Consider the following 21,933-nt stretch of genomic DNA (forward strand, 5'->3'; position numbering starts at 1 on the left):
GACGGAGAGGAAAGACCATGATGGACTTTGAGGATTTCGGTAACCCGGTGTTAGGGAAACCGTTGTCTCAGGCTGAAAAAGCCGCCGCCGTTCTCCTGGCGATGGGCAAGGGCGTGGCTGGAAAACTGTTGAAGTTTTTCACCCAGGCCGAGCTGCAAACCATCATCAATTCCGCTCAGACTCTCCGTGTCATCCCCCCGGACGAACTGGCCCAGATCGTCGCTGAATTCGAAGACCTCTTCACCGAGGGCACCGGACTGATGGACAATGCCAAGGCCATCGAAGCGATTCTCGAAGAAGGCCTCACTCCGGAAGAAGTGGACGGCCTTCTCGGTCGCCGTGCGACCTTCCAGGCCTATGAAACCTCCATCTGGGATCAGCTGCAGGATTCCGACCCGCAATTCATCGGCAAGTATCTGATGCGCGAACATCCGCAGACCATCGCCTATATTCTTTCCATGCTCCCTTCGTCCTTCGGCGCCAAGGTACTTCTGACCATCCCCGACGAACAGCGCGCGGATATCATGAACCGCACGGTGAATATGAAGGAAGTCAGCCCCACCGCCGCGCAGATCATCGAAAAGCGCGTTCTGGCACTGATTGCCGAGGTCGAGGCGGAGCGCAACGCAGTTGGTTCCATCAAGGTCGCGGACCTGATGAACGAACTGGAGAAGCCGCAGGTCGACACCCTGCTCAGCTCGCTGGAAACGCTGAGCCGCGAATCGGCCAACAAGGTCAAGCCGAAGATCTTCCTTTTCGAAGACCTGCTCTATATGCCGCAGCGCAGCCGAGTGGCACTGCTCAACGACATTGCCGGCGATGTTCTCACCATGGCGCTACGTGGCGCCACGGCGGAGATCAAGGAATGTGTGCTGTCGAGCATCAGTCCGCGCCAGCGCCGCATGATCGAGTCCGATCTGGCCGTGCCATCAGCCTCAATCAATACGCGCGAAGTCGCAGTGGCCCGCCGCGCTGTCGCGCAGGAAGCCATTCGTCTGGCCAATTCCGGGCAGATCGTCCTCAAGGAAGTGGCAACAGAAGGCGGCGAGCCCGCAGCCGCATAGAACCTTCCCGGTTGATAACACCTGCCGCATGACCACGCCGTCTTGCGGGCTGCGCATCAAGACTGTAGCCTGTCCGTGTTGACCTGCCTGAGAGGGCGGGTTTTTTCACTTGAGGCGCATGGCGATGTCTTCAACTCTGCTGTTGGTGCCTCAGGTGTTTTTCTACGTATCTCGCTTTCGCAAAATCACTGAACGGTCTTGCGCGACGTGCCCACAGCATCGGCCTGAAAGTCTGAACTGATTTTCGCAAAGCACGATGTGGAGATTCAAGAAGAAGAGCGTCCTTCGCGCGTCTTGGAAGACGTGCGGCGTTCTAGGGGGATCTTGCCTTGGCAGACGAGGACAAGGACAGTAAAACAGAAGATCCATCAGAGAAAAAACTTCGCGACGCCGTCGAGAAGGGCAATATCCCTGCGTCTACCGAAGCGTCGCTCTTTGCATCCTCGCTCGCCTTCTATGTCTATCTCGTTTTCTTTGCGCCGGACGGCGCAAAACGCCTTGGCGAATCCCTGAAGGATGTGATCGAACGGCCGGAACAATGGCGGCTCAACACTGCGGGAGATCTCGTTTCTCTGGGCCTTCATCTGGCCAAGGAAGCGGGTGCGCTGCTTTTGCCCGCAGCGATCATGTTCATCATCTTCGGGCTGGGTCAGTCCTTTGCACAGAACATGCCGCAATTCGTTCTCGATCGTATAACCCCCAAGGCCGAACGTATCTCGCCGGTCAAAGGTTTTCAGCGCATCTACAGCGTGAACGGTCTCGTCAACTTCGGCAAATCCCTCTTCAAGGTGGTCGTCGTCGCCATCATCATGGGGATTGTGCTGAAGAACGATTATTTCAAGCTGCTGACAGCTCTGATCTCCGATCCGCAGCTGATCGTTCCGACCGGCTATGAAATCTTGAAGAAAATGATGATCGTCATTCTCTTCTCTACCGGTATTCTTGCGGTGGCCGACTACTTCTGGAGCCATCATCGCTGGTACAGCGAACTGAAGATGACCAAGCAGGAAGTCAAGGACGAACACAAGCAGTCCCAGGGCGACCCCGTGGTCAAAGCCCGCCAGCGCTCGATTGCGCGCGATCGCGCCCGCCGCCGCATGATGGATGCCGTTCCAAGAGCGACGCTGATCATCACCAACCCGACTCACTACGCGGTGGCGCTGCGTTATGTGCGTGAAGAAAGCGATGCTCCGATCGTGGTTGCCAAGGGACAGGATCTGATTGCGTTACGCATCAGGGAAATCGCCACCCAAAACAACATTCCTATTTTTGAGGATCCGCCACTCGCTCGCTCCATGTTTGCGCAAGTCTCAGTCGATAGCGTCATCCCGTCAGTATTTTATAAGGCTGTGGCGGAACTCATTCACAAGGTTTACGCCGCACGTCAGAACAAAAGACGGGTAAACTGATCGACATGAAAAAATGCCCATATTCGGCTCAACGAGAAGAAATAGTTGCACGCGCAATCGGTCCCGTAGCGGCCGAGCTTCGCCTTATCGACGCAGCTGATCTAATATCTCTTTTAAAGTTTGAATATTACAACAGCTTGTCGGATCTCGTAGATTCGGCGGCAGAACTTTACTTCCATCCAGGTACCGTTCATTTCGGGATTGGTGGGGACTATACGCTGGACTGGGACACCTATCCTTCGATCACGCTCGATCTTGAGATCAAGCCGAAAGGTGTCACGATCTACGCGCAATTGATGCTTGGCAAAGACCATGCCGGCGTCAACATCAACTACATCAACTTCCAGAACCCTTCCAACGACCCGAACGAGAACACCGCATTCCTGGCCGATAGCCTGCGCTACGCCACTTTCTACAAGAATGTGGACTCCGCTGCGATGAACGCAGCGCACTAGATCCTGATCGTTTCTCCCGTATAGTTTGGCTTTGAGCGCGCCCTTTGCGTCCTCGAAGCCTTTGAAACTACAGCATCGTGCTTTCCGAAAATCATTGCTGATCTTTCGGAAAGCACGGTGTTGTTCAACGACGTGGAGCGTTTCCGTCTTGAGCGGAAACGCTCCACGTTGTCGTTACGCAGAAAAATGAAAACCCGTCAGGCGGATTTCCGCAGGATGTAATCCGACAGTCTGTCTGCCGCATCTGCTATCTGTGCCGGGTCGCGCAGGAAACAGGCGCGCAAAAACAATTCGCCGCCCGCGCCGAACGCTGTTCCCGGCGCCAGTCCAACGCCGACCTTGTCAACGATATCGAAGGCTGCTGCGCGGGTATCCGTGATGCCGTCTATTTTCAGGAATGCATAAAGAGCGCCATCCGGCTTCAAGGTCTCGACGCGATTGGTCGCAATCAGCGCGTCGCAGAGAATATCGCGAGACTGTGCTGCTCGGGCAAAATTCTGCGCCAGGAAATCATCGCCTTCGTCCAATGCGGCAACCGCTCCGCGCTGCATGAACTGCGCCACGCCAGAGGTCGAATACTGGATCAGATTCTCGATCACCTGGCCTATTTCCGGAGGGGCAACCAGCCAGCCGACACGCCATCCCGTCATAGACCAGTTCTTGGAGAAGGAATTGGCAAAGACGATTCGGTCGCCCTCCTCCATCACGTCGAGGAAGGACGGCGCGCGTGCTGCGCCGTAATAATAAAGCGCGTAGATCTCGTCGGCGACGATCCAAAGCCCGCGCTTGCGCGCTAGTGCAAGAATGTTGCGAAGATCGTCTTTCGTGGCCGTCCAGCCGGTTGGATTGGACGGCGTATTGATGAAGAGGGCCTTGGTCTTCGGCGTAATAGCGCTTTCAAGCTTGCCGATATCGATCTCCCACTTGCCCTGGATAAAATCTATCCCAACGGGGACCGCGTTCGCGCCGGCAACGCCAATGGCGGCGACGATATTCGGCCATGTCGGCGTGAGGTAAATCATTTCATCGCCAGGTGACGTCAATGCCTGGACCGCGAGAGCGATGGCCTGCATGCCGGAGCCCGTCACGTAGAAGTGGTCCGTTGAAAGAGTTGCGCTGAAATGTCTTTGATAATAGCGCACAAGCGCTTCGCGAAGACCTGGAATGCCGCGCTGCCATGTATAGAAAGTCTCACCCGCATTCAGCGCATCTGCTGCCGCTTTGGAGATGAAGGCTGGCGTCGGTAGATCGCCTTCGCCAACCCATAAAGGAAGAAGATTTTCCCGATCGTGGGCGTATTTTTTGACCTCGACGATACCACTTTCCGGCGCTGCCAAAGAGCGTGCGCTGAGACTGTTCAAAACCGACATAGAAGGCACTCCGTTCAAGTGCCTTCTTAGCGCATTGCGTACCAGCCTGGCATGATATTCCGTGAAGAAATCACGGATTTTGCTGATGAGTCAGAGATCGATCCGACGAGAAACCCTTCCGCTTCAGCGGGTTTTCAACAGGTCGCGGATTTCGGTCAGCAGTTTGACGTCTTCTGGCGGCGGGGCTGGAGCCTTCTTTTCTTCTACCTTTTCGCGTTCCACCGAAGCACGGATTTTGTTCACGCCCTTGACCATCAGGAAGATGATCCATGCAAGGATGAGGAAGTTGATAACGATGGTGATGAAATTGCCGTAGGCGATGACCGCACCCTGCTCGCGGGCAGCAGCAAGGGACGGCGCAGTGACGGTTGAACTCAGCGGGATGAAATAGTTCGAGAAGTCAAACCCGCCGAAGATTGCGCCGACGATTGGCATGATGAGATCGTTGACGACCGAATCGACGATCTTGCTGAACGCCGCTCCGATGATGACGCCCACGGCCAGATCCATGACGTTGCCGCGCGCGATGAATGTCTTGAATTCATTAAGCATAAAGATGTCCCTCTTTGAAGCCCTCTTACCTGTCGGGACTGCACGCCACCGACCGCCGCACAATAGCACTCCGGTTGCCAATGCGCAGTATTATGACGCGGCATTAGTCTATTCGGTTCCACCGTCTGAAGCTCAGGTCGCAGACGCAACCGCTCTCACGTTGAACTTTATGCCAATACGGGGCCAATTCTCATTTCCCCAGAAGTGTCATAAGCTTGCATGCAACGCGTGGAGGGGACCCTATTGCTGCCCGGGTGGATCATATTCGTCTCGGCTTTCGCCTATATCCTGCTGCTGTTTGCAGTGGCGAGTTACGGCGACCGCAAGAGCCGGCAAAAGACCGCTCCCAACACCGGGCGACCGGTGGTCTATGCTCTCAGCCTTGCGATCTACTGTACCTCATGGACATACTTTGGCGGGGTCGGCCTTGCCTCGGAAAAAGGGCTCGAATTTCTCGGCATCTACATCGGTCCGATCCTGGCCTTCACTCTCGGAATGCCGGTGATCCGCCGGATCGTGGAATTGGCCAAGGCGGAAAAGTTGACCTCGGTCGCGGATTTCATCGCCGCACGTTACGGCAAGAACCCGACGGTCGCCATGATCGTCTCCGTCATCGCTCTGGTTGGCGCCATCCCCTATATTGCTCTGCAGTTGAAAGCCGTGTCGAGTTCAGTGGCCACCATGGTGGACCCGCGCGACTACGGTATCGGCAGCGGAAATCTCTACTTCCTCGATCTACCGCTGATCGTAACGGTGGTGATGTCTGGATTTGCGATCATGTTCGGCACGCGCCACACCGACGCGACAGAACATCAAGACGGGCTGATCCTCGCCATCTCGATGGAATCGGTCGTCAAGCTTCTGGCAATCTGCACGGCCGGTATTTATGTGGTTTTCTTTCTGTTCGACGGACCAGCACAGCTCTGGCGGCTTGCCTCTGAAAACGCGCAGGTGATGGAGGCGGTCTCATACCAGACGCCGATCAGCCGTTGGATCATTCTCACCCTCCTGTCGGGCTTCGCCATCATCCTTCTGCCACGTCAGTTCCATGTCACGGTGGTCGAGAACCGAACGGCAAAGGAACTGCGAACGGCGGGATTTCTTTTGCCGCTCTATCTGGTGGCAATCAACATTTTCGTACTGCCGATTGCAATCGCCGGTCTACTGACATTGGGGAGCAATGGCGACGCGGATCTTTATGTTCTTCAACTGCCGCTGTTCCATGGTGTGCCGATCGTTTCGCTGATCACATTCATCGGTGGTTTTTCCGCAGCTACCGCCATGGTGATCGTCGCCTCCGTGGCGCTGTCGATCATGGTGTCCAACGACATCCTGATGCCGATTTTTCTGCGGCAAAAACTCCTGACCCGCTCGCCTCACAGCGATGACTTTGCCAAGACACTGTTGAATATCCGCCGAACCGCGATCTTCATCGTGCTGCTGCTCGGCTATTGCTATTACCGGGCAGCCGACAGCACATCAGGTTTGTCATCCATCGGGCTGCTTGCCTTTGCCGCAATCGCGCAAATGGCGCCTTCCCTGTTTGGCGGTCTGCTCTGGCGGCGGGCAAACGCACGTGGAGCTATTGCCGGACTTAGTTCAGGCTTCATCGTTTGGGCCTATCTCCTCTTCCTGCCAAGCCTGGGAGGACCCGACTACGCCTATGTTGCATCCGGGGTCTTGAGTTTCATTTTCCCGGGAACAGAAATATTCAGCGGCCCCGGCGCCGATCCGCTGGTCAATGCGGTGACGCTTAGCCTGCTCATCAATTCGCTGGCGTTCGTGCTTGGCTCCCTCTCGCGCAATCCGCGACCTGTGGAACGCATCCAGTCTGGCATTTTCGTCAAGCGCCACTCCAAGTCTCAATTCGCCACACGAGGCTGGAAGACGCGTGTGAGTGTCGGCGACCTGAAGAGTGCGGTGGCGCGCTATCTCGGCGAAGAGCGTATGTTGCGCTCGCTTTCAGCCTACGAGAAGACGGCAGGGCGAAAACTGGAGGACGATCAGCCTGCCGATATGGCGCTAATTCATTTCTCCGAGCAGTTGCTTGGCAGCGCGATCGGCTCTTCCTCCGCCCGGCTGGTGTTGTCGCTCATTCTGCAGAAAGCGGAAGATACCAGCGCCGATACCGCCTGGCTGCTCGATCAGGCCAGCGAAGCGCTGCAATACAATCAGGACATGCTGCAGACCGCTCTGGCACAGATGGATCAGGGCATCGCCGTCTTCGACAGTTCGTTGCAACTGACGATATGGAACCGACGTTTCCGCACGCTTTTGGACTTGCCGGAGCATTTCGGCCGGGTTGGACTGCCGCTCGGAGAGATCGTTGCACTACTGGAAGAGCGTGGGGATATTACACCCGGCGACCATAGTGAGCGTATCGACCAGTTTCTCGCCATGGACCGGCCTTTTTCACTGGAACTGGGCGGGGGAGCGCGCATCATCGAAGTTCGTTCCAATGCAATGCCGGACAAGGGTGTGGTCGCGACCTTTACCGATATTACACAGCGCGTGGAAAGCGACCAGGCGCTTAAGCAGGCCAATGAAACTCTGGAACAGCGCGTTGCGGAGCGTACTGCAGAGCTGTTGCGGGTCAACCACGAACTGGTGGAGGCGCGTGCGGCAGCAGATGAGGCTAACATCGGCAAGACCCGGTTCTTCGCCGCTGCCGGCCACGATATCCTGCAGCCACTCAACGCCGCCCGCCTTTACTCTTCCGCACTGGTCGAGCGCATCGGCAATTCGGACAACAGCAACCTCGTTCAAAATATCGATTCGGCGCTGGAATCGGTGGAAACGATCCTGGGCGCGGTGCTGGATATATCGCGTCTCGATACAGGCGCGATGAAACCGCGCATGGCAGCGGTGCCTTTGAACGATCTGCTAAAAAGAATCGAGACAGACTTCGCCCCGATGGCGCGCGAGAAGAACCTTGAATTCGTAGTGATGCCCACATCCTTGATGGTGCGTTCCGACATCAATCTGTTGCGGCGGCTCATCCAGAACCTGGTGTCCAACGCCATCAAATATACCAGCACGGGCAAGGTGCTCGTCGGAGCGCGGCGGCGCGGCGGCGATGTGATGATCCAGGTGATCGATTCCGGCATGGGAATTCCGGCATCCAAGTTCCGGACGATCTTCAAGGAGTTCACACGGCTCGACGCAGGAATGAGGGCTGCGGCAGGCCTTGGTCTTGGTCTGTCCATCGTGGACCGCCTGTCGCGGGTTCTGCACCATCCCGTTCAACTGTCATCGGTCGTGGGCAAAGGCACGTCCTTTGTCGTGCAGGTGCAGAGGGAAGCGCAGCATGGGAAACAAAGCAGGCAGGCGGAGCATACGGTGTCTCAACTCCAACAGACGCAGCTCGCAGGCTTTCGCATTCTGTGCATCGACAACGAGCCGAAAATACTCGAAGGCATGGCCGTTCTACTGACTGGCTGGGGCTGCACGGTGACGCAGGCTGCCTGCGTCGATGACCTCGATGATGCTTTGAGCAGAGGTGGCATTCCCGACATGATCATTGCCGACTATCATCTCGCCGAGGGTACAGGGATCGATGCGATCCTGCATCTGCGCGAAACATCGAAAGCGCAGCTTCCCGCTCTCCTCGTCACTGCCGATCGGACACCGGAGGTTCGCACCGAAGCGGAACGCCACGGCATCGGGGTTCAGCACAAGCCGGTTCGACCGGCTGCTTTGCGCGCCTACGTCACACAGGTCTTCAACACCCGGCAGGCGGCCGCGGAATAAGCATCTTCACTCGATGGATAAGGCGTCCTGACGCTCATAGAAAAACCGCCCTTCGAGATGAAGAGCGGTCTTCAATTGTGATGCTTCGATCAGGCCGCGCGGCCATAGTGGTTTTGCCGACCACCTGTCGCATTGGACTGCTCCATGCGGAAGCGCTGAAGAAGGCCCAGAAGCGCCTCGACTTCGTCTGCGAGCATCTGGCTTGCAGCGCTCGATTCTTCCGCCATAGCCGCATTCTGCTGAGTCATGTGGTCCATCTGGTTTACCGAGCCGTTGACTTCCTGCAACGCGGATGCCTGGTCCTGGGTCGCCGTAGCGATGGTTTCCACGTGTTGGCTGACAGTGACGATCTGCTGGCTGATCGATGAGAGAACCTGGCCGGCCTCCTGCACGAGAAGCGAGCCTGTGCTGACTTCCTGTGTCGACTGGTTGATCAGCGCCTTGATCTCATGGGCTGCATCGGCGGAGCGTTGGGCGAGTTCTCGCACTTCCTGGGCGACCACAGCAAATCCCTTACCAGCCTCTCCTGCGCGTGCAGCCTCGATACCGGCATTGAGGGCAAGGAGGTTCGTCTGGAAGGCGATGTCGTCGATGACTTCAATGATCTGTTCGATCTTCTGCGATGCGTCCTCGATGCGGCTCATCGCATCGACAGCATTTTTCACGACGGTTCCGGAGCTGTCGGCGCTCTGTTGCGTCGCGCGAACGGCCTTATTGGCTTCGCGAGCACGCTCGGCAGAAGACTTGACGGTCACGGTGATTTCCTCGACCGCAGCGGCCGTCTGTTCCAGCGATGCAGCCTGGGATTCTGTGCGACGTGACAACTCGTCGGACGACTTGCGCATCTCCAAACCATTGTTCTGGATAACGAAGGTCCGCTCGCGCACCTGCTGCAGCACATCTTTCAGATTGGCAAGCGAGGTATTGAAGTCGACCCGCAACTGCTCAAGCCTGCCTGAGAACGGCACATCGAGGGTCTGGGTCAGGTCTCCATTTGAGAGAAGAGCCAGGCCACCGGCCAGTTGGTTGACGGCAAATTCGATCTCGCGATCGGTATTCTGCTTCTCGGCATCGTTCTGCGCCCGTTCGGCTTCAGCCTGGGCTCGCTCTTCGGCGCTCTGGCCCTCGATGCGGAGCTTCTCACGGGCGTTCTCGCGGAAGACCTCCAGCGCGCGTGCAATATCGCCGAACTCGTTCTTGCGTTCCGCGTAGGGAATGTTTGTGTCGAGCCTGCCCTGAGACAGGAATGTGATGGCGCTCGTCAGGTTACCGAGTGGACGCATGCTGCGCTTGATGATGAGGTATCCAAGAACGCTGAATATGACGATGACCGCTCCGCCGACAATCAGCATCATATTGCGAAGACCGTCTATATGTCCTTGGTAGAACTCCATAGGTACACCGACGAAGAGGATGCCGACGGCATCTCCCTTCTTGGAAAGAACAGGCATGTATCCCGCCATGTAATCCCTGCCGAACAGCTTCGCCGGGCCGATATATGACTGGCCCTTGGTGATGTTCTGGTAGGCGGGACTGTCGACAGCAAGTTTTGTCCCGACAGCGCGCTCGCCCTTCTCGTTTTTGAGACTGGTCGAGATTCTGAGGAAGTCCGTGCCCTGTGCCTGAAATACGGTTGCCACGCCACCGATAGCCATGCCGGTGCGGTCGACGAGATCGAAATCGAGCAGCGTACCGATGCTAGGACGGCTTACAGATTTAAGCTCGTCATTATCGATAGCGAGCGTCGTGCCCCCGACCTTCAGCTGGTAGAGGATCGCCATGCTGCGAATTCCTCTTTCCGTATCCATAATCGCGGTCTGCATGACATCCTGCTTCAACCGCATATAGGTTGAGGCACCGACGGCTATGATACCAAGAATCACAAGACCGAGGGTCAGGCATACTATCTGAACCACAATGGATCTCGATACAAAACGCGACATTGCTTGTCCTCAAAATTAACGACTTCCCGCAACGTGACGTAAAAATGTTAAAATTCAGGGAATCTTACAAAAGCCAAATTTCTGATGACGGACGACAGGCATGTAAATCTTGCATATTAAAAGAAAAATACTTTGGGCCAGCGAGACGCAGCACCTGAACTGAGCTTCAGTCCAGCCCTCTATCGCCGAACACAATGCCTCTACGGGAGGTGGCAATGGTGCCGCCACGCGGCATCACCTGCCAAAACCATCAATGAATGAAACCGAGGCGAATGGCTTTGGCTATTGCCTGGATGCGGTTGACGGAATCGAGTTTGATGGTAGCGGATCCGAGATAGGCATTGACGGTATGAACCGAGAGGCCGAGCTTGGTCGCAATCTCTTCGCTGATCCGGCCATCACCTGCCAATTGAAGGCACGCAACTTCTCGCTCGCTCAAAGCTTCTGAAGGGGACACGCGGCGCTCGTCCATTGCCAGAAGATCGACCATGATCTGCGTGCATTTAACGTGCTGTTCAAGCATCAATTCGTTGTCAAGCAGCAGGTTTCCGCCACAGAAGATGACGAAGCCATTCCCCATCGTGCCAAGTCGCACCGGAAAACCAACGCCGCAATAGCCAAGGCTGGCATTATCCAGCCGGACGAGAAGCGCTGGAACGTCGGGAAGATCCGCGAAGCCAGTTTCGCTGTCGCTCATCCATGCCACCGGCAGGAGAGAGGATTCAAGGTGATCTAGCAGCCTTTCGCCAAGCACCTGAACCAGCTGCGTGCTTTGCTCGCCTGCCGATAAACCCAGATTTTCGAGTTCGCACGACAGTTTCCTCTTGTTTGGAAACCCCGCCGCGACCGCGCGCAGAACCATGAAGTTCTTTGCACCGAGGCTTCTCTGCATAGCGACCAGTTTTGGGAAAAGATCGGACCGCGTCACCGAGGGAGCAGCCTTCGAGCCCATGGACTGACCATAGGCTGCGTTTTCCATATCCTTGACGACAACCATGATACGCCTTTCAGACGAGATTGTTACGGACCGCGTAGGCAATGGCCTCCGAACGGGTCTTGGTTGCTGTCTTGCGCATGACGCTGGTGATATAGTTGTTGATAGTGTTGCGCGAGATGCCGAGTATCATCGCCATTTCGTCACTGGTCTTGCCTTCGGCGATCCAGAACAAGCATTCCAGCTCTCTTTCGGTCAGATCGATATCTCGCTCCGTCTTGGCGCCTTCGACGATACCGAAGCTGGCAAAGTAACCAGCGAGCATACCTGCCTCGCGAAGCCTCTCTTCAGGAGGAAGAATTCCTTCGGAAAACATCAACAAAAGCGAAAAACGCAAACGCCCGACGCAGAAAGTCAGCGTCCAGTATTGGCGATCTATGCCTTCCGGCACGACTGCGTCATCGGGAAGCGTCAACAAGCGGGGCCGAAGCAAAGCAAGGCACTTTTCCATCTCGCTCGAACGGCTTTGAGTGCCGGTCAACTCGTTGGCGAGTTTGCGCACCAGATCGAAAGGCCAGTCTGATGTCACGATGAAGCTGAGGCTGGCCTCCTGCAACAAATCTTCCCGGGACAGGAGATAATGCGAAGCGCCGACATAAGATGTCAGATGCTCCATCGCAGCCGTCACATCACCCTCAGCCGCCGCAGCGGCGATCTTGCGAACGAGCTGGCTGCGCGGCAAGGGCCTTGCCGCCGTTTCAGCAGGCGTAGCCGACAGCCTGCGAATATCGACATCCACTTTCAATAGCCTACGCCCTTTCGTTCCCCGGATGGGGATGCTTAAACGGGATGGAACTCATTTCCATACAGCACCGTCGTCATCGAAGACAAAACGGCGCTGGCGACCGAATCATTACACTCTAGGAGACGCAAAAGGAAATGCCATCGGTCAGATACGACCTATCCACTCTTTTAAGCACCCTAGGACAACTTTGAGCATATACGCGTTTGCATTCGCACACATCCGCCTTTTCAGCATCCCACGACTGAATCAAACGATTTGATGAACAGATACTAAACCATCTGGGTCGATGGCCCATAGCAAGAATGTGCGAATAAACAAAAAAGGCCGGTTTGACCCGGCCTTTTCTATCATGCAGCTTTTTCCACAGCCCATTTGCGGAGAATCTTGGCGGCGCGTTCCTCGCTGATTTCCACCATGCGAGAGAGCCTGCGTTCCGGCCCTTCGCGAACCCGGCGATTGAAATCGCCACCGTCGTCGCCTCCGGCAAGAAGATCGTCCGTGCTGTCGAAACCGAAGTCCGCACCGAAGCCTTCCATGAGACCACCTGCCGCGCCACCGCCAATCGCAGGAGAGAAGTCGGGCAGTTCCAGACCGGCTGCATCCTGCGCCAGCTCTGCCGAAGCCGGAGCACCAGCACCCGACATAGAGCGGACGACGGGACGGACACCAAGCCAAACGACCAGGAAGGCGACCGCGACGAATGCGAGCGAGTTGATGATGCCTGCGGAGTTACGGCTCAGCACTTCCGTGAAACCTGGACCTGCGACGGCCTCGTCAAGCAGCTGCGTTTCCAAGAAGTCCATCGCGGTGATGGTCACGACGTCGCCACGGTCGGCGGAGGTACCGGCAGCAGATGTGACGATCTTCTGCATTTCCGCCAGATAAGCATCGATCTTGGCCTGATCGGCAGGCTCGCCGATCATCTTGGCAAGCCGTCCCTTGTTGACAACGACAGCCACGGAAATCTTATCGATTGTGTATCCGTTACGTACCGTCGCAACTGTCTTGGAGTTGATTTCGTAGTTGGTCTGCTCTTCCTTCTTGGCAGACTCGTCGGAGGACTTGGGACCGCCGCCACCGCTCTGCGGTGCGGCCTGTGGCACGTTCTGCTCGACTGTTGCAGCGGAATCGGGCGTCGTTTCCTGAGACTTCTGATCTTCCTTGGTGGTTCTGACCGACCGCTCGACGCGCGATTCGGGATCGTAAACCGTCTCCTGGATCTGCTGGCTGTCGGTATTGAGCGAGGCAGTAACGCTTGAACGGAAGTTGTCCATTCCCAGGAACGGAGCCAGCGCCTTGTCGATCTTGGTTTCGAGTTCCTGCTGCACGTTCTGGGCAAGCGTCAGCGATCTGCTCATCGCACCGTTGCTGACATCGTCGCCGGAAGCAAGCAACTGCCCTGTCGAATCGAGAAGGGTTACGTCATCCACCTCAAGGCCCGGCACTGCAGAGGCAACCAGATGGCGAATGGATGCGGCGGCCTTGCGGCCCGCAGATGCGCTTGCGCGGATCATCACAGAGGCAGTCGGCTTTTGCTCTCCACGGCGGAAGTTGCCGACATCGGGCATCACGATATGGACGCGGGCGGCAGCAATGCCATCGATCTGCTGGATCGAGCGGCCGATTTCGCCTTCGAGCGCACGGACCCGCGTTACTTCTTGCATGAAGGAGGTCAGGCCGAGAGAGCCGACATTGTCGAACAACTCGTAACCGGCGTTCGCGCTGTTGGGCAGGCCACGTTCAGCCAGGAGCAAACGAGCCTTGCTCGTCATTCCCACGGGAACCTGAACGCTCGTGCCGTCGGCACCGACCTGGAAATCGACATTGGCTTCGGCCAGCGCAATGCTGATCTTGTTCATGTCCATGGTTTCGAGGCCGACATACAGCGTTTCGTAAGCAGGTTTGTTCACATAAAGAGCAGCAGCGAGAATGATTGCCATGGACAGAACGCCCACACCACCCAGCACCAAAAGCCGCGTCTGGCCTAAGGCCGCGAAGTTTTTAAAAACCTGAGGGAGTTGATTTAACAGATTCATTCTGTTCCGCACCGTCATTCATGGGTCCGAGACCTTCTGGTCCCGATGCCACCCTAGAGAACGAAGCTTGCGCGAGGATTTCCCCAATCGAGCGGGGTGCGTCCTACTGGACACACGAAGGAAGATCTGTACTCTTCAACCTGCGCATCGGGCTTTCCCGCATTCGGTTCCGATTTTTGAGCCGATCCTCCAGCTTACTTCGCCCCTGGTAAGAGGGAGCGAAGCAAACACCGAAACGCAGCTTTCAGGCGGCAAGGTAAGTGGAGATCACGGCTGCGACCTGAGCGGATGTCAACGCACCCATGTGAGTGTTGAGCAAGGTGGCAACCTGCGCGCTGGAGAGGCTGACCAGCGTATCGGTAGAAAGTCCCGCAACGCCGCTGGTACTGAAGGCGGCTATATCCGCGGTTGAAAACTTCGCGATGTTCTCCTTGGAAATGGAAGCGACCTGCGCCGCTGTCAGTGCGCCGACCTGCGCTGGCGACAATGCCTCGCTTTGCGCGGTGGTGAGAGCCGAGATCACGCCGGTCGTCAGTCCGGAAATCGCGGACGTGCCCAACGCGGCGATCTTGTCGGTGGACAGAAGGGCGATATCGCCAGTGTCGAGTGCAGCCGCCTGGATCAGACTCAATCCCTGCAACTGCGCCGTCGTCAACGCTGCAATCTGCCCCGTGCTCATCGCCACGATCTGATTATAGCCGAGATTGCCGATATGGCTTGGACCGAGAACTGCAATTTCCTCTGTCGTCAGAGACGCGATGATGCCGGTGGAAAGGCCACGGATGGCCGCAGTGCTGATCGCTGCAATGTCTGCCGTCGAGAAGGTATCCATGGCGGCGTTCGAGAGCCCCGCGAGACCATCGGCGCTCAGCGCCGCGATCTGCCCGGTCGATAAGATATCGATCTGGCCGGGCGTCATGGCGGCAATCTGGCTGCTCGTCAGTCCAGCGATCACAGATGTCGCAAGACTTGCAACTTCCCCGGTCGACAAAGCGGCGATGAAGCCGGTCGAAAGGCCCGGAATGGCCGATGAGTTGATCGCGGCGATCTTGTCTGGCGTGAACGTATCGAGGACCTGCGACGTCAAACCTGCGATGCCGCCTGAAGACAGCGCGTTGATCTGCCCGGTCGAAAGCGCATTCACCTGTTCGAGGCTCAGTGCGCCTACCTGTTGAGAGGTCATAGCTGACAGCGCGCCGGTACTAAGGGCAAGGATCTGAGCGGTGGAAAGGGCCAGGAGATCGCCACTTCTCAAACCGACGATCTGCGTGGAGGACAGCGCCCCTATCTGCGCCGTGGAAAGGCCTGCGAACTTATCTGGCGAGAGCACCGCAAGCTGGCCGGTCGAAAGACCGGATATGCCGAGCGTACTCAGTGCTGCAATCGTCTCCATCGAAAGGGACTTAATGGTTACAGTCGATAACCCCGCGATGCCTGCAGCGCTGATGGCCCCGATATCGGCCTTCGAAAAGGCCTGGAACTGCTCTGCAGTGAGCGCGGCGATCTGCCGCGATCCGAGCCCTGCGACCTGTGCCGGCGTGAAAGCCTCGACCTGATCTACGGTCATCGTTGAGATCTGAAGCGTCGTCAGTCCGGCAACCCCTGAAGCGCTCAGCGCAGTCATCTTCTCAGGAGACAGGATGGCGATGGCATCCGTCGAAAGGCCTGCAATGGCGCTGGAGGTCAATGCAGCGAGATCCTCCTTCGAGAAGCGGTCTATATCGTCCGCTCCCAATGCTGCAATCTGTGCGGAGGTCAGCGCCGCAACCTGCGCAGGCGTGAGTGCCTCCACCTGAGCGACCGACAGGGAGGCGATACTGTTCGACGAAAGGCCGGCAACGGCCGCGGGATTGATGGACGCGATCTGCGCAGCGGAGAGCACACCAAGCGCAGCAGTGCTTAAGACGGCCAACTGCCGCGATCCAAGAGCGCCGACTTGGGAAGACGTTAGTGCTTCCAACTGAGACGAGGTCAAGGCCGCGACCTGATCTGTCGACAGGCCTGCGATGCTGCCCGGCGCAAGCGCTGAGACCCGGTCTGCCGAGAGAGCGGCCAGCGTGACGGTTGAAAGACCCGCGAGTGCAGCTGAGGGCAGAGCAGCAAGTTCTGCCGTCGAAAATGCGCCGAGAGCATCGGTCCCGAGGCCACTGACTTGAATGGAAGTGAAGGCCGCGACCTGCGTGGCGTTGAACGCCTCGATCTGGCTTATGCTCAATTTGGCGATCTGCGCCGAAGATAATCCGGCCACACCGGCGGTGCTGAGAGCTGCGATCTGCGCTGTCGTCAGCGCTGCCACATTGGCCGTGGAGATGGCGGAAACCTGCCTGGAGCCAAGCGAGGCGATCTGCGCCGTCGTCAGGCTCGCAAGTTGCGCACTTGTCAGGGCGGCGATCTGGCTTGTCGAGAGACCCTGTATACCGCCTGCCGTGCCGAGGACGGCGATGCGATCCGCCGACAGACTGCCAAGTGCCTCTGTTGAAAGCCCTAAAATCGCGCTTGAGCTCAGAGCGGCGAGTTCTGCGGTAGAAAAGACCGCAAGATCGTCCGCCTCAAGGGCTGCCAATTGTGTCGAGCTCAACACGGCCACCTGCGACGTCTTGAGAGCTTCGACCTGCGACGTAGTCAGTTTGGCAACCTGCTCTGCACTCAAACCTGGGATACCGGCCTCACTCAAGGCGGCAATTTGCGAGGTTGTGAGCTCGGCAACGCCAGCCGTTCCGAGTGCGGCGACCTGACGCGAGCCAAGCGCAGCCACTTGCGATGTCGTGAGGCTGCTGATCTGGGATGCGCCAAGTGCCGCGACCTGCGCTGTGGTCAGGCCAGCGATGCCGGTCGCGGAAAGCGCCGCAATCGTCTCCGTCGGCAGGAGCGCAATCTTTGCGGTCGACAGCCCTATAATCGCGCTTGCCGACAAGGCTGCGACGTCCTTGGAGGAGAAAACCTTTATCTGATCGACCGAGAGCGCCGCGACCTGTGCGGATGTCAATGCCCCGACCTGCTCGCTCGTCAGCGCTTCCACCTCGGTGGCCAGTGTCACGATCTGGTCCGTCGACAGACCGATGATACTCCCCTTATCCAGGGCAGCAATCTGATGGACGTCGAGCGCGGCAATGCCCGCCGTGCCCAAGGCCGCGATCTGCCTGGAGGTCAGTCCGGCTACCTGGCGGGTCGAGAGCGACTTCAACTGCTCGGTCTTCAGCGCAGCGATCTGGGCCGTCGTCAGTCCGGAGATTCCCGACGGGCTGATCGACGCGAGATCTTCTGTCGACATCGCGGCAACCGTTGTGGTGGCAAGGCCAGCAACCGCCGATGCGTTGATTGCGCCAATGGCGGCAGGGGACAACGCTGCGAGATCGTCGGCACCAAGGGCTGAAACCTGCTGCGAGGTCAATGCCGCAACCTGCCTGGTGGACAGAGCGGCAATCAAGCCTGTCGAAAGTGCTTCAATCTGACCCTTCGTCAGTGCAGCCACGGCCACCGTGCCGAGTGCTGCGATCTGACCGGTGCTAAGGGCCGCGACAGTCGCGGTTGGCAACGCGCCGATCATACCGGGCGCGATCGCACCGATATCAGCGGTGGAAAAGGTCTTGATGCTGTCTGCGCTCAGAGCTGCGAGTTGCGCGGAGGTCAGGGCGCCGACCTGAACGGCAGTCAGCGCTTCTGCCTGAGCAGCGGTCAGCTTGCCAATCTGAGCGGCGGTCAGCCCCGAGACGCCGCCTGTGCTGAACGCGGAAACCTGAGCCGCAGAAAGCGCCGCGATGTTGTCGGTGCCGAGCGCCTTGACCTGATCGGCCGAAAGAGCGGCGACCTGCCGGGTGGTCAGCGCGCTCGCGTGGAGGGTGGAAAGCGCGGAAATCTGCTTCGTCGTCAGACCGCCAAGAGCCGTAGCGCTGAGGGATGCGACCTGATCGGTCGTGAGCGAGCCTATTACCAGTGTGGAAAGGCCGCCAATCGCGCTCGGTCCGATCGCTGCCACATCGCTGGTGGAAAACAGAGCGAGATCATCGGTACCGAACGCCTCGAGCTGGTCGGCAGAGAGTGCTGCGACCTGAAGGGAGGTCAGCGCCTGCGCCTGTCCGGTCGTGAGCGCATTGACCTGTCTTGTGGACATTCCACCGATTCCCGCCGTGCTGATCGCGGCGATTTGATCTGTCGAAAGAGACGCGATCTGCAGTGTTCCCAAGGCGGCGATCTGGGATGGAGTCAGTGCAGCGATCTGAGCTGTCGACAAGACATCGAGCTGCGCACTCGTCAGTGCGGAGATGTGATCGCCCGGGAGATTGGTAATGGCGCCCGCTTTCAACGCCGCTATCTGAGCTGTCGAAAGGGCTGCGAGGCCTGCTGAACTCAATGCGGCGGTTTGCACGGACGTGAGCGCTGCAATCTGCGAGATCGTCAGCTCTGCCAGCTGGGTGGGCTTGAGCGCTTCGATCTGGTCTGCGGTCAATGCTGCGACAGCTGAGGTGGAGAGGGCGGAAATCTGCGCGCTCGTCAGCGATGCGATGATCCCTGTCGACAAGCCAGTGACGCCATTTGCCGACAGCGCAGCCACATCGACCGCGTCGAAGGTCGCAATGTCATCGGGGCCGAAAGCCGCTAACTGCGCGGAACTGAGCGCAGAAAGCTGCCGTGTCGTTAAAGCATCCACTTGAGCCGTGGACAGTGCAGCGATCTGCTCTGCCGTCAATGTCGCGATTGCCCCGGTGCTCAAAGCCGCAAGCTTTTGCGACGACATCACCGCGATCACGTCCTTGGAAAGCCCGGCGGTCGATGCAAGGGCCTGTATGCTCGCAACTGACATGACTGCCATATCTTCCGGACCAAGGCCCGCCAGCTGGGTCGACGTCAGCGCCGAAATCTGGCCCGTTGACAGGGCTGATATCTGGACTGTCGACAAAGCGGCAATCTGCTCCGAGCTGAGCCCCTTGATTGCAGCGCCGCTGAGCGATCCAATCTGCTCTCCCGTAAGCTTCGCCACCGAGGCTGGTGTCAAGGCTCCGATCTGGCTGGAACCCAGAGCCTTGATCTGGCCGTTCGACAAAGCGTGTATCTGCTCGCTCGACAAGCTCACAATCTGATCGGTCGTCAGCTTCGAAACCGTGCTCGTGCTCAAAGCTGCCACTTGTTGCGTGGTCAATGCTGCGATCACACCCGTCGAAAGTCCCGCGACCGCTCTGGTGTTCAAGGCGGCAAGTGCGGATGTAGAGAGACCTGCCACCTGAACCGGCTTTTCGTTGACGGTCTTCCAGACGCCCGTCACCTGTTCCGGCTTCAGCGCGGCAAGCTGATCCGACCCAAATGCTGCAAGTTGCGCGGAGGACAAGCTGACGAGTTGCGTTGCGGAAAGCGCTTCCATCTGACCTGTGGTTAACGCAGACACAACCGATGTCGCCAATGCGGCAATCTTTTCCGGCGTCAATCCGGACAGGGCGCTGGTGCTCAAGCCCCGAATGGCCTGGGTGCTGATTGCATTCATATCGGCTGTTGAAAAGACATTGATATCCGCTGAACCTAGAACCGACAGTTGCTCAGAGGTCATGGCCCTGACCTGAACGGAGGTCAGAGCCTCAAGCTGGTTGGTCGTCAGGCTGCCGATCTGAGCAGTCGTCAGATTTGCAACGCCCGCCGTGCTGAGCGCGGCAACCTGCGCGGTCGTCAGGGAGGCGATATAGTCGGTGGATAGCGACTTGATCTGTGGCGCCTTCAAGGCATTGAGCTGGGCGACCGTCAGCGACGCAAGCTGGTCCGATGTCAAGACATCCAGCTGATCGTTGGAAAGAGCCGAGAAAGACGTGGTGGACAAGGCGGCGACCTGCGCAGGCGATAAGCCCTTTATCGCTGCTGTGCTCAGCCCCGACATCGCTTTGGATGAGATCGAGGCGATTTCCTCTGTGGTAAAAGTCTGGATGCCCTTCTCATCGAGCGCTGTCATCTGACTGGCGTTTAGCATCTTGATTTGTGCCGAGGTCAGGGCTTCCACCTGATCGACCGTAAGGACTCCGATCTGGTCGGATGTCAAACGCGAGATGATCGTCGTGCTCAGGCTTGCAATCTGATCAGGGGTCAAGGCTGCGATGACGTCCGCGCCAAGACCAGGCATCGCCTTGGCGGAGAGAGAACCGATCGCAGACGCGTCGAGGGCCTTAATCTTTTCGGCCCCAAGGACGGCCACCTGACTGGACGTCAGCGCTGCTATCTGGCTGCTTGTGATCGCTTTCAGCTGTGCCGAGGTAAAGGCTAGGACCTGGTCTGTACCGAGCTTGGCGAATGTTGCCGTGCTAAAGGCGGCGACGTTGGACGTCGACAGTGCTGCGATGATATCCGTGCTCAACCCAGCAGCGGCGGCGCTGGTCATCGCCGCCATATCAGCGGTGGAGAACGTATTGATCTGCTCCGCCGTCAGCGTGGAGATCTGATCCGAACGGAGTGCCTTGACCTGCTGCGGCGCCAAAGCCTCGACCTGAAGTGTTGACAGCGAGGTGATCTGCTCGCTGGTCAAGCCCGTGATCGCCCGCGTTCCCAAGGTGGCAATCTGCTCCTTGGTGAAGGCAGCGATAGCCTCCGTGCCCAAAGCCGCGACCTGGATCGAGGTCAGAACCTTGACCTGTTTGGTCGTTAGAGCGGCAAGTTGTGCAGTCGAGAGTGTCGCAATCTGTTCCGTAGAAAGCGAGGCGACGGACGCCGTTGCAAGTCCTGCAATTGCCGAGGCCGTCAGGTGGGCGATCTTGTCCGCGTCTATCGCTGCAAGTTGCGAGGGTTTCAACGCCGCAGCTTGCGCCGATGTCAGAACGCCGATCTGCGTCGCCTCAAGAGCCTCAAGCTGATCTGGACTGAGGCCACCGATAGACTTCTCGCTGATGGCCGCAATCTGTTGGACGGACAAAGCCTTCACGGCCTCCGTGCTCAGGCCCGAGAGAGCGCTGACGCTCAGCGCATTCATTGCTTCAGTCGTAAGCCCCTTGACGGCTGAGACACCAAGAGAACTGGTTTGCGAGGCCCTGAGGGCCGAAACCTGCGCTCTCGTCAGCGCCGCGATCTGCGCGTCCGAAAGAGCGGCCACCTGCTCCGGGGTCAGCGCAGACATGGCACTAGTGCTGATCGAGGCAATCTTATCGGCCGAAAGAGCGGCAAGCGCGCTCGTCGTGAGGCCGACAATCGCGCGACGGGAAATGGCGGCGACGTCCGCCGACGAAAATGTACTGATGTCATCCGGGCTCATCATGGCGAGCTGGTCGGATGTCATTGCGCTGACCTGAGACGAGGTCAGCGCCTCAGACTGGGCGGTTGTCAAAGCCTCGACCTGGACGGTTGTCAGCGCTCCGACCTGGTTCTTTGTCAGGCTTGAGATCGAAAGGCCTTCGAGCACCGCCAATTGTTCGAGCGTGAGACCGACGACCGCGCTCGTGGAAATGGCACTGAGCTGCTTGGTGTTGAACTGCTTGAAATCTTCCACCTCCAGCGCGGCGACCTGTTCAGACGACAGGGCCTTGATCTGCTGCGTGGTCAGAAAGGGAATATCCTCCGTCGTCCAGGCGGCGATATCGGCGTTCGTGAGTGTTCTGATCTGGTTGACGCTCAGCGACGATACGATGGATGTCATTTACTAACCTGACCA

11 protein-coding genes are annotated in these 21,933 nt (G+C 57.9%); 4 read left to right on the forward strand and 7 right to left on the reverse strand.

The features are described from left to right. The first annotated feature begins 17 nt into the window (after positions 1-17). The 3 genes from fliG to QZ869_RS00690 all read left to right on the forward strand — a co-directional run bounded on the left by fliG (position 18) and on the right by QZ869_RS00690 (position 2,928). Positions 18-1,064 carry a flagellar motor switch protein FliG gene (fliG, locus tag QZ869_RS00680; RefSeq protein WP_296018207.1) on the forward strand — a complete coding sequence of 349 codons (1,047 nt, stop codon included), beginning with the start codon at positions 18-20 and terminating at the stop codon, positions 1,062-1,064. A gap of 329 nt (positions 1,065-1,393) precedes the next feature. Next, on the forward strand, positions 1,394-2,473 hold the full coding sequence (flhB, locus tag QZ869_RS00685; RefSeq protein WP_296018204.1) for a flagellar biosynthesis protein FlhB: 1,080 nt from the start codon (positions 1,394-1,396) through the stop codon (positions 2,471-2,473). Between the two features lie 5 nt (positions 2,474-2,478). Then, positions 2,479-2,928, forward strand: coding sequence for a hypothetical protein (locus QZ869_RS00690; RefSeq protein WP_296018203.1), 450 nt, complete (start codon positions 2,479-2,481; stop codon positions 2,926-2,928). Positions 2,929-3,125: 197 nt separating this feature from the next. Here the strand turns inward: QZ869_RS00690 and QZ869_RS00695 are convergent, their stop codons facing one another. Both QZ869_RS00695 and mscL read right to left on the reverse strand, forming a co-directional pair. Further along, complete coding sequence (locus QZ869_RS00695) at positions 3,126-4,298, reverse strand: pyridoxal phosphate-dependent aminotransferase (RefSeq protein ID WP_296102020.1); 1,173 nt, start codon at positions 4,296-4,298, stop codon at positions 3,126-3,128. Between the two features lie 123 nt (positions 4,299-4,421). Continuing rightward, positions 4,422-4,850 (reverse strand): large conductance mechanosensitive channel protein MscL, encoded by a 429-nt coding sequence (gene mscL, locus QZ869_RS00700; protein ID WP_296018198.1) that lies wholly within the window; start codon positions 4,848-4,850, stop codon positions 4,422-4,424. 243 nt (positions 4,851-5,093) lie between these two features. Here mscL and QZ869_RS00705 point away from each other — a divergent pair, with 243 nt between their 5' ends. After that, positions 5,094-8,600, forward strand: coding sequence for a PAS domain-containing hybrid sensor histidine kinase/response regulator (locus tag QZ869_RS00705; protein ID WP_296018195.1), 3,507 nt, complete (start codon positions 5,094-5,096; stop codon positions 8,598-8,600). 89 nt (positions 8,601-8,689) lie between these two features. On the opposite strand, the gene QZ869_RS00710 is transcribed toward QZ869_RS00705, so the two are convergent. The 5 genes from QZ869_RS00710 to QZ869_RS00730 form a co-directional block, all read right to left on the reverse strand. Beyond that, on the reverse strand, positions 8,690-10,543 hold the full coding sequence (locus tag QZ869_RS00710) for a methyl-accepting chemotaxis protein (RefSeq protein ID WP_296018194.1): 1,854 nt from the start codon (positions 10,541-10,543) through the stop codon (positions 8,690-8,692). 250 nt (positions 10,544-10,793) lie between these two features. Then, the gene (locus QZ869_RS00715; protein ID WP_296097761.1) at positions 10,794-11,495 is read right to left on the reverse strand and encodes a helix-turn-helix transcriptional regulator; all 702 of its coding nucleotides are present in this window, start codon (positions 11,493-11,495) and stop codon (positions 10,794-10,796) included. A gap of 55 nt (positions 11,496-11,550) precedes the next feature. Continuing rightward, entirely contained in the window at positions 11,551-12,276 is a 726-nt protein-coding gene (locus QZ869_RS00720) for a helix-turn-helix transcriptional regulator (RefSeq protein ID WP_296018192.1), read from the reverse strand. A 353-nt stretch (positions 12,277-12,629) separates the two neighbouring features. Further along, positions 12,630-14,318 carry a flagellar basal-body MS-ring/collar protein FliF gene (gene fliF / locus QZ869_RS00725; protein ID WP_296018190.1) on the reverse strand — a complete coding sequence of 563 codons (1,689 nt, stop codon included), beginning with the start codon at positions 14,316-14,318 and terminating at the stop codon, positions 12,630-12,632. Positions 14,319-14,562: 244 nt separating this feature from the next. After that, positions 14,563-21,918 (reverse strand): hypothetical protein, encoded by a 7,356-nt coding sequence (locus tag QZ869_RS00730; RefSeq protein ID WP_296102022.1) that lies wholly within the window; start codon positions 21,916-21,918, stop codon positions 14,563-14,565. Between the last annotated feature and the right edge of the window lie 15 nt (positions 21,919-21,933).

Source organism: uncultured Agrobacterium sp. (assembly GCF_913777885.1).
Lineage (GTDB): Bacteria > Pseudomonadota > Alphaproteobacteria > Rhizobiales > Rhizobiaceae > Agrobacterium.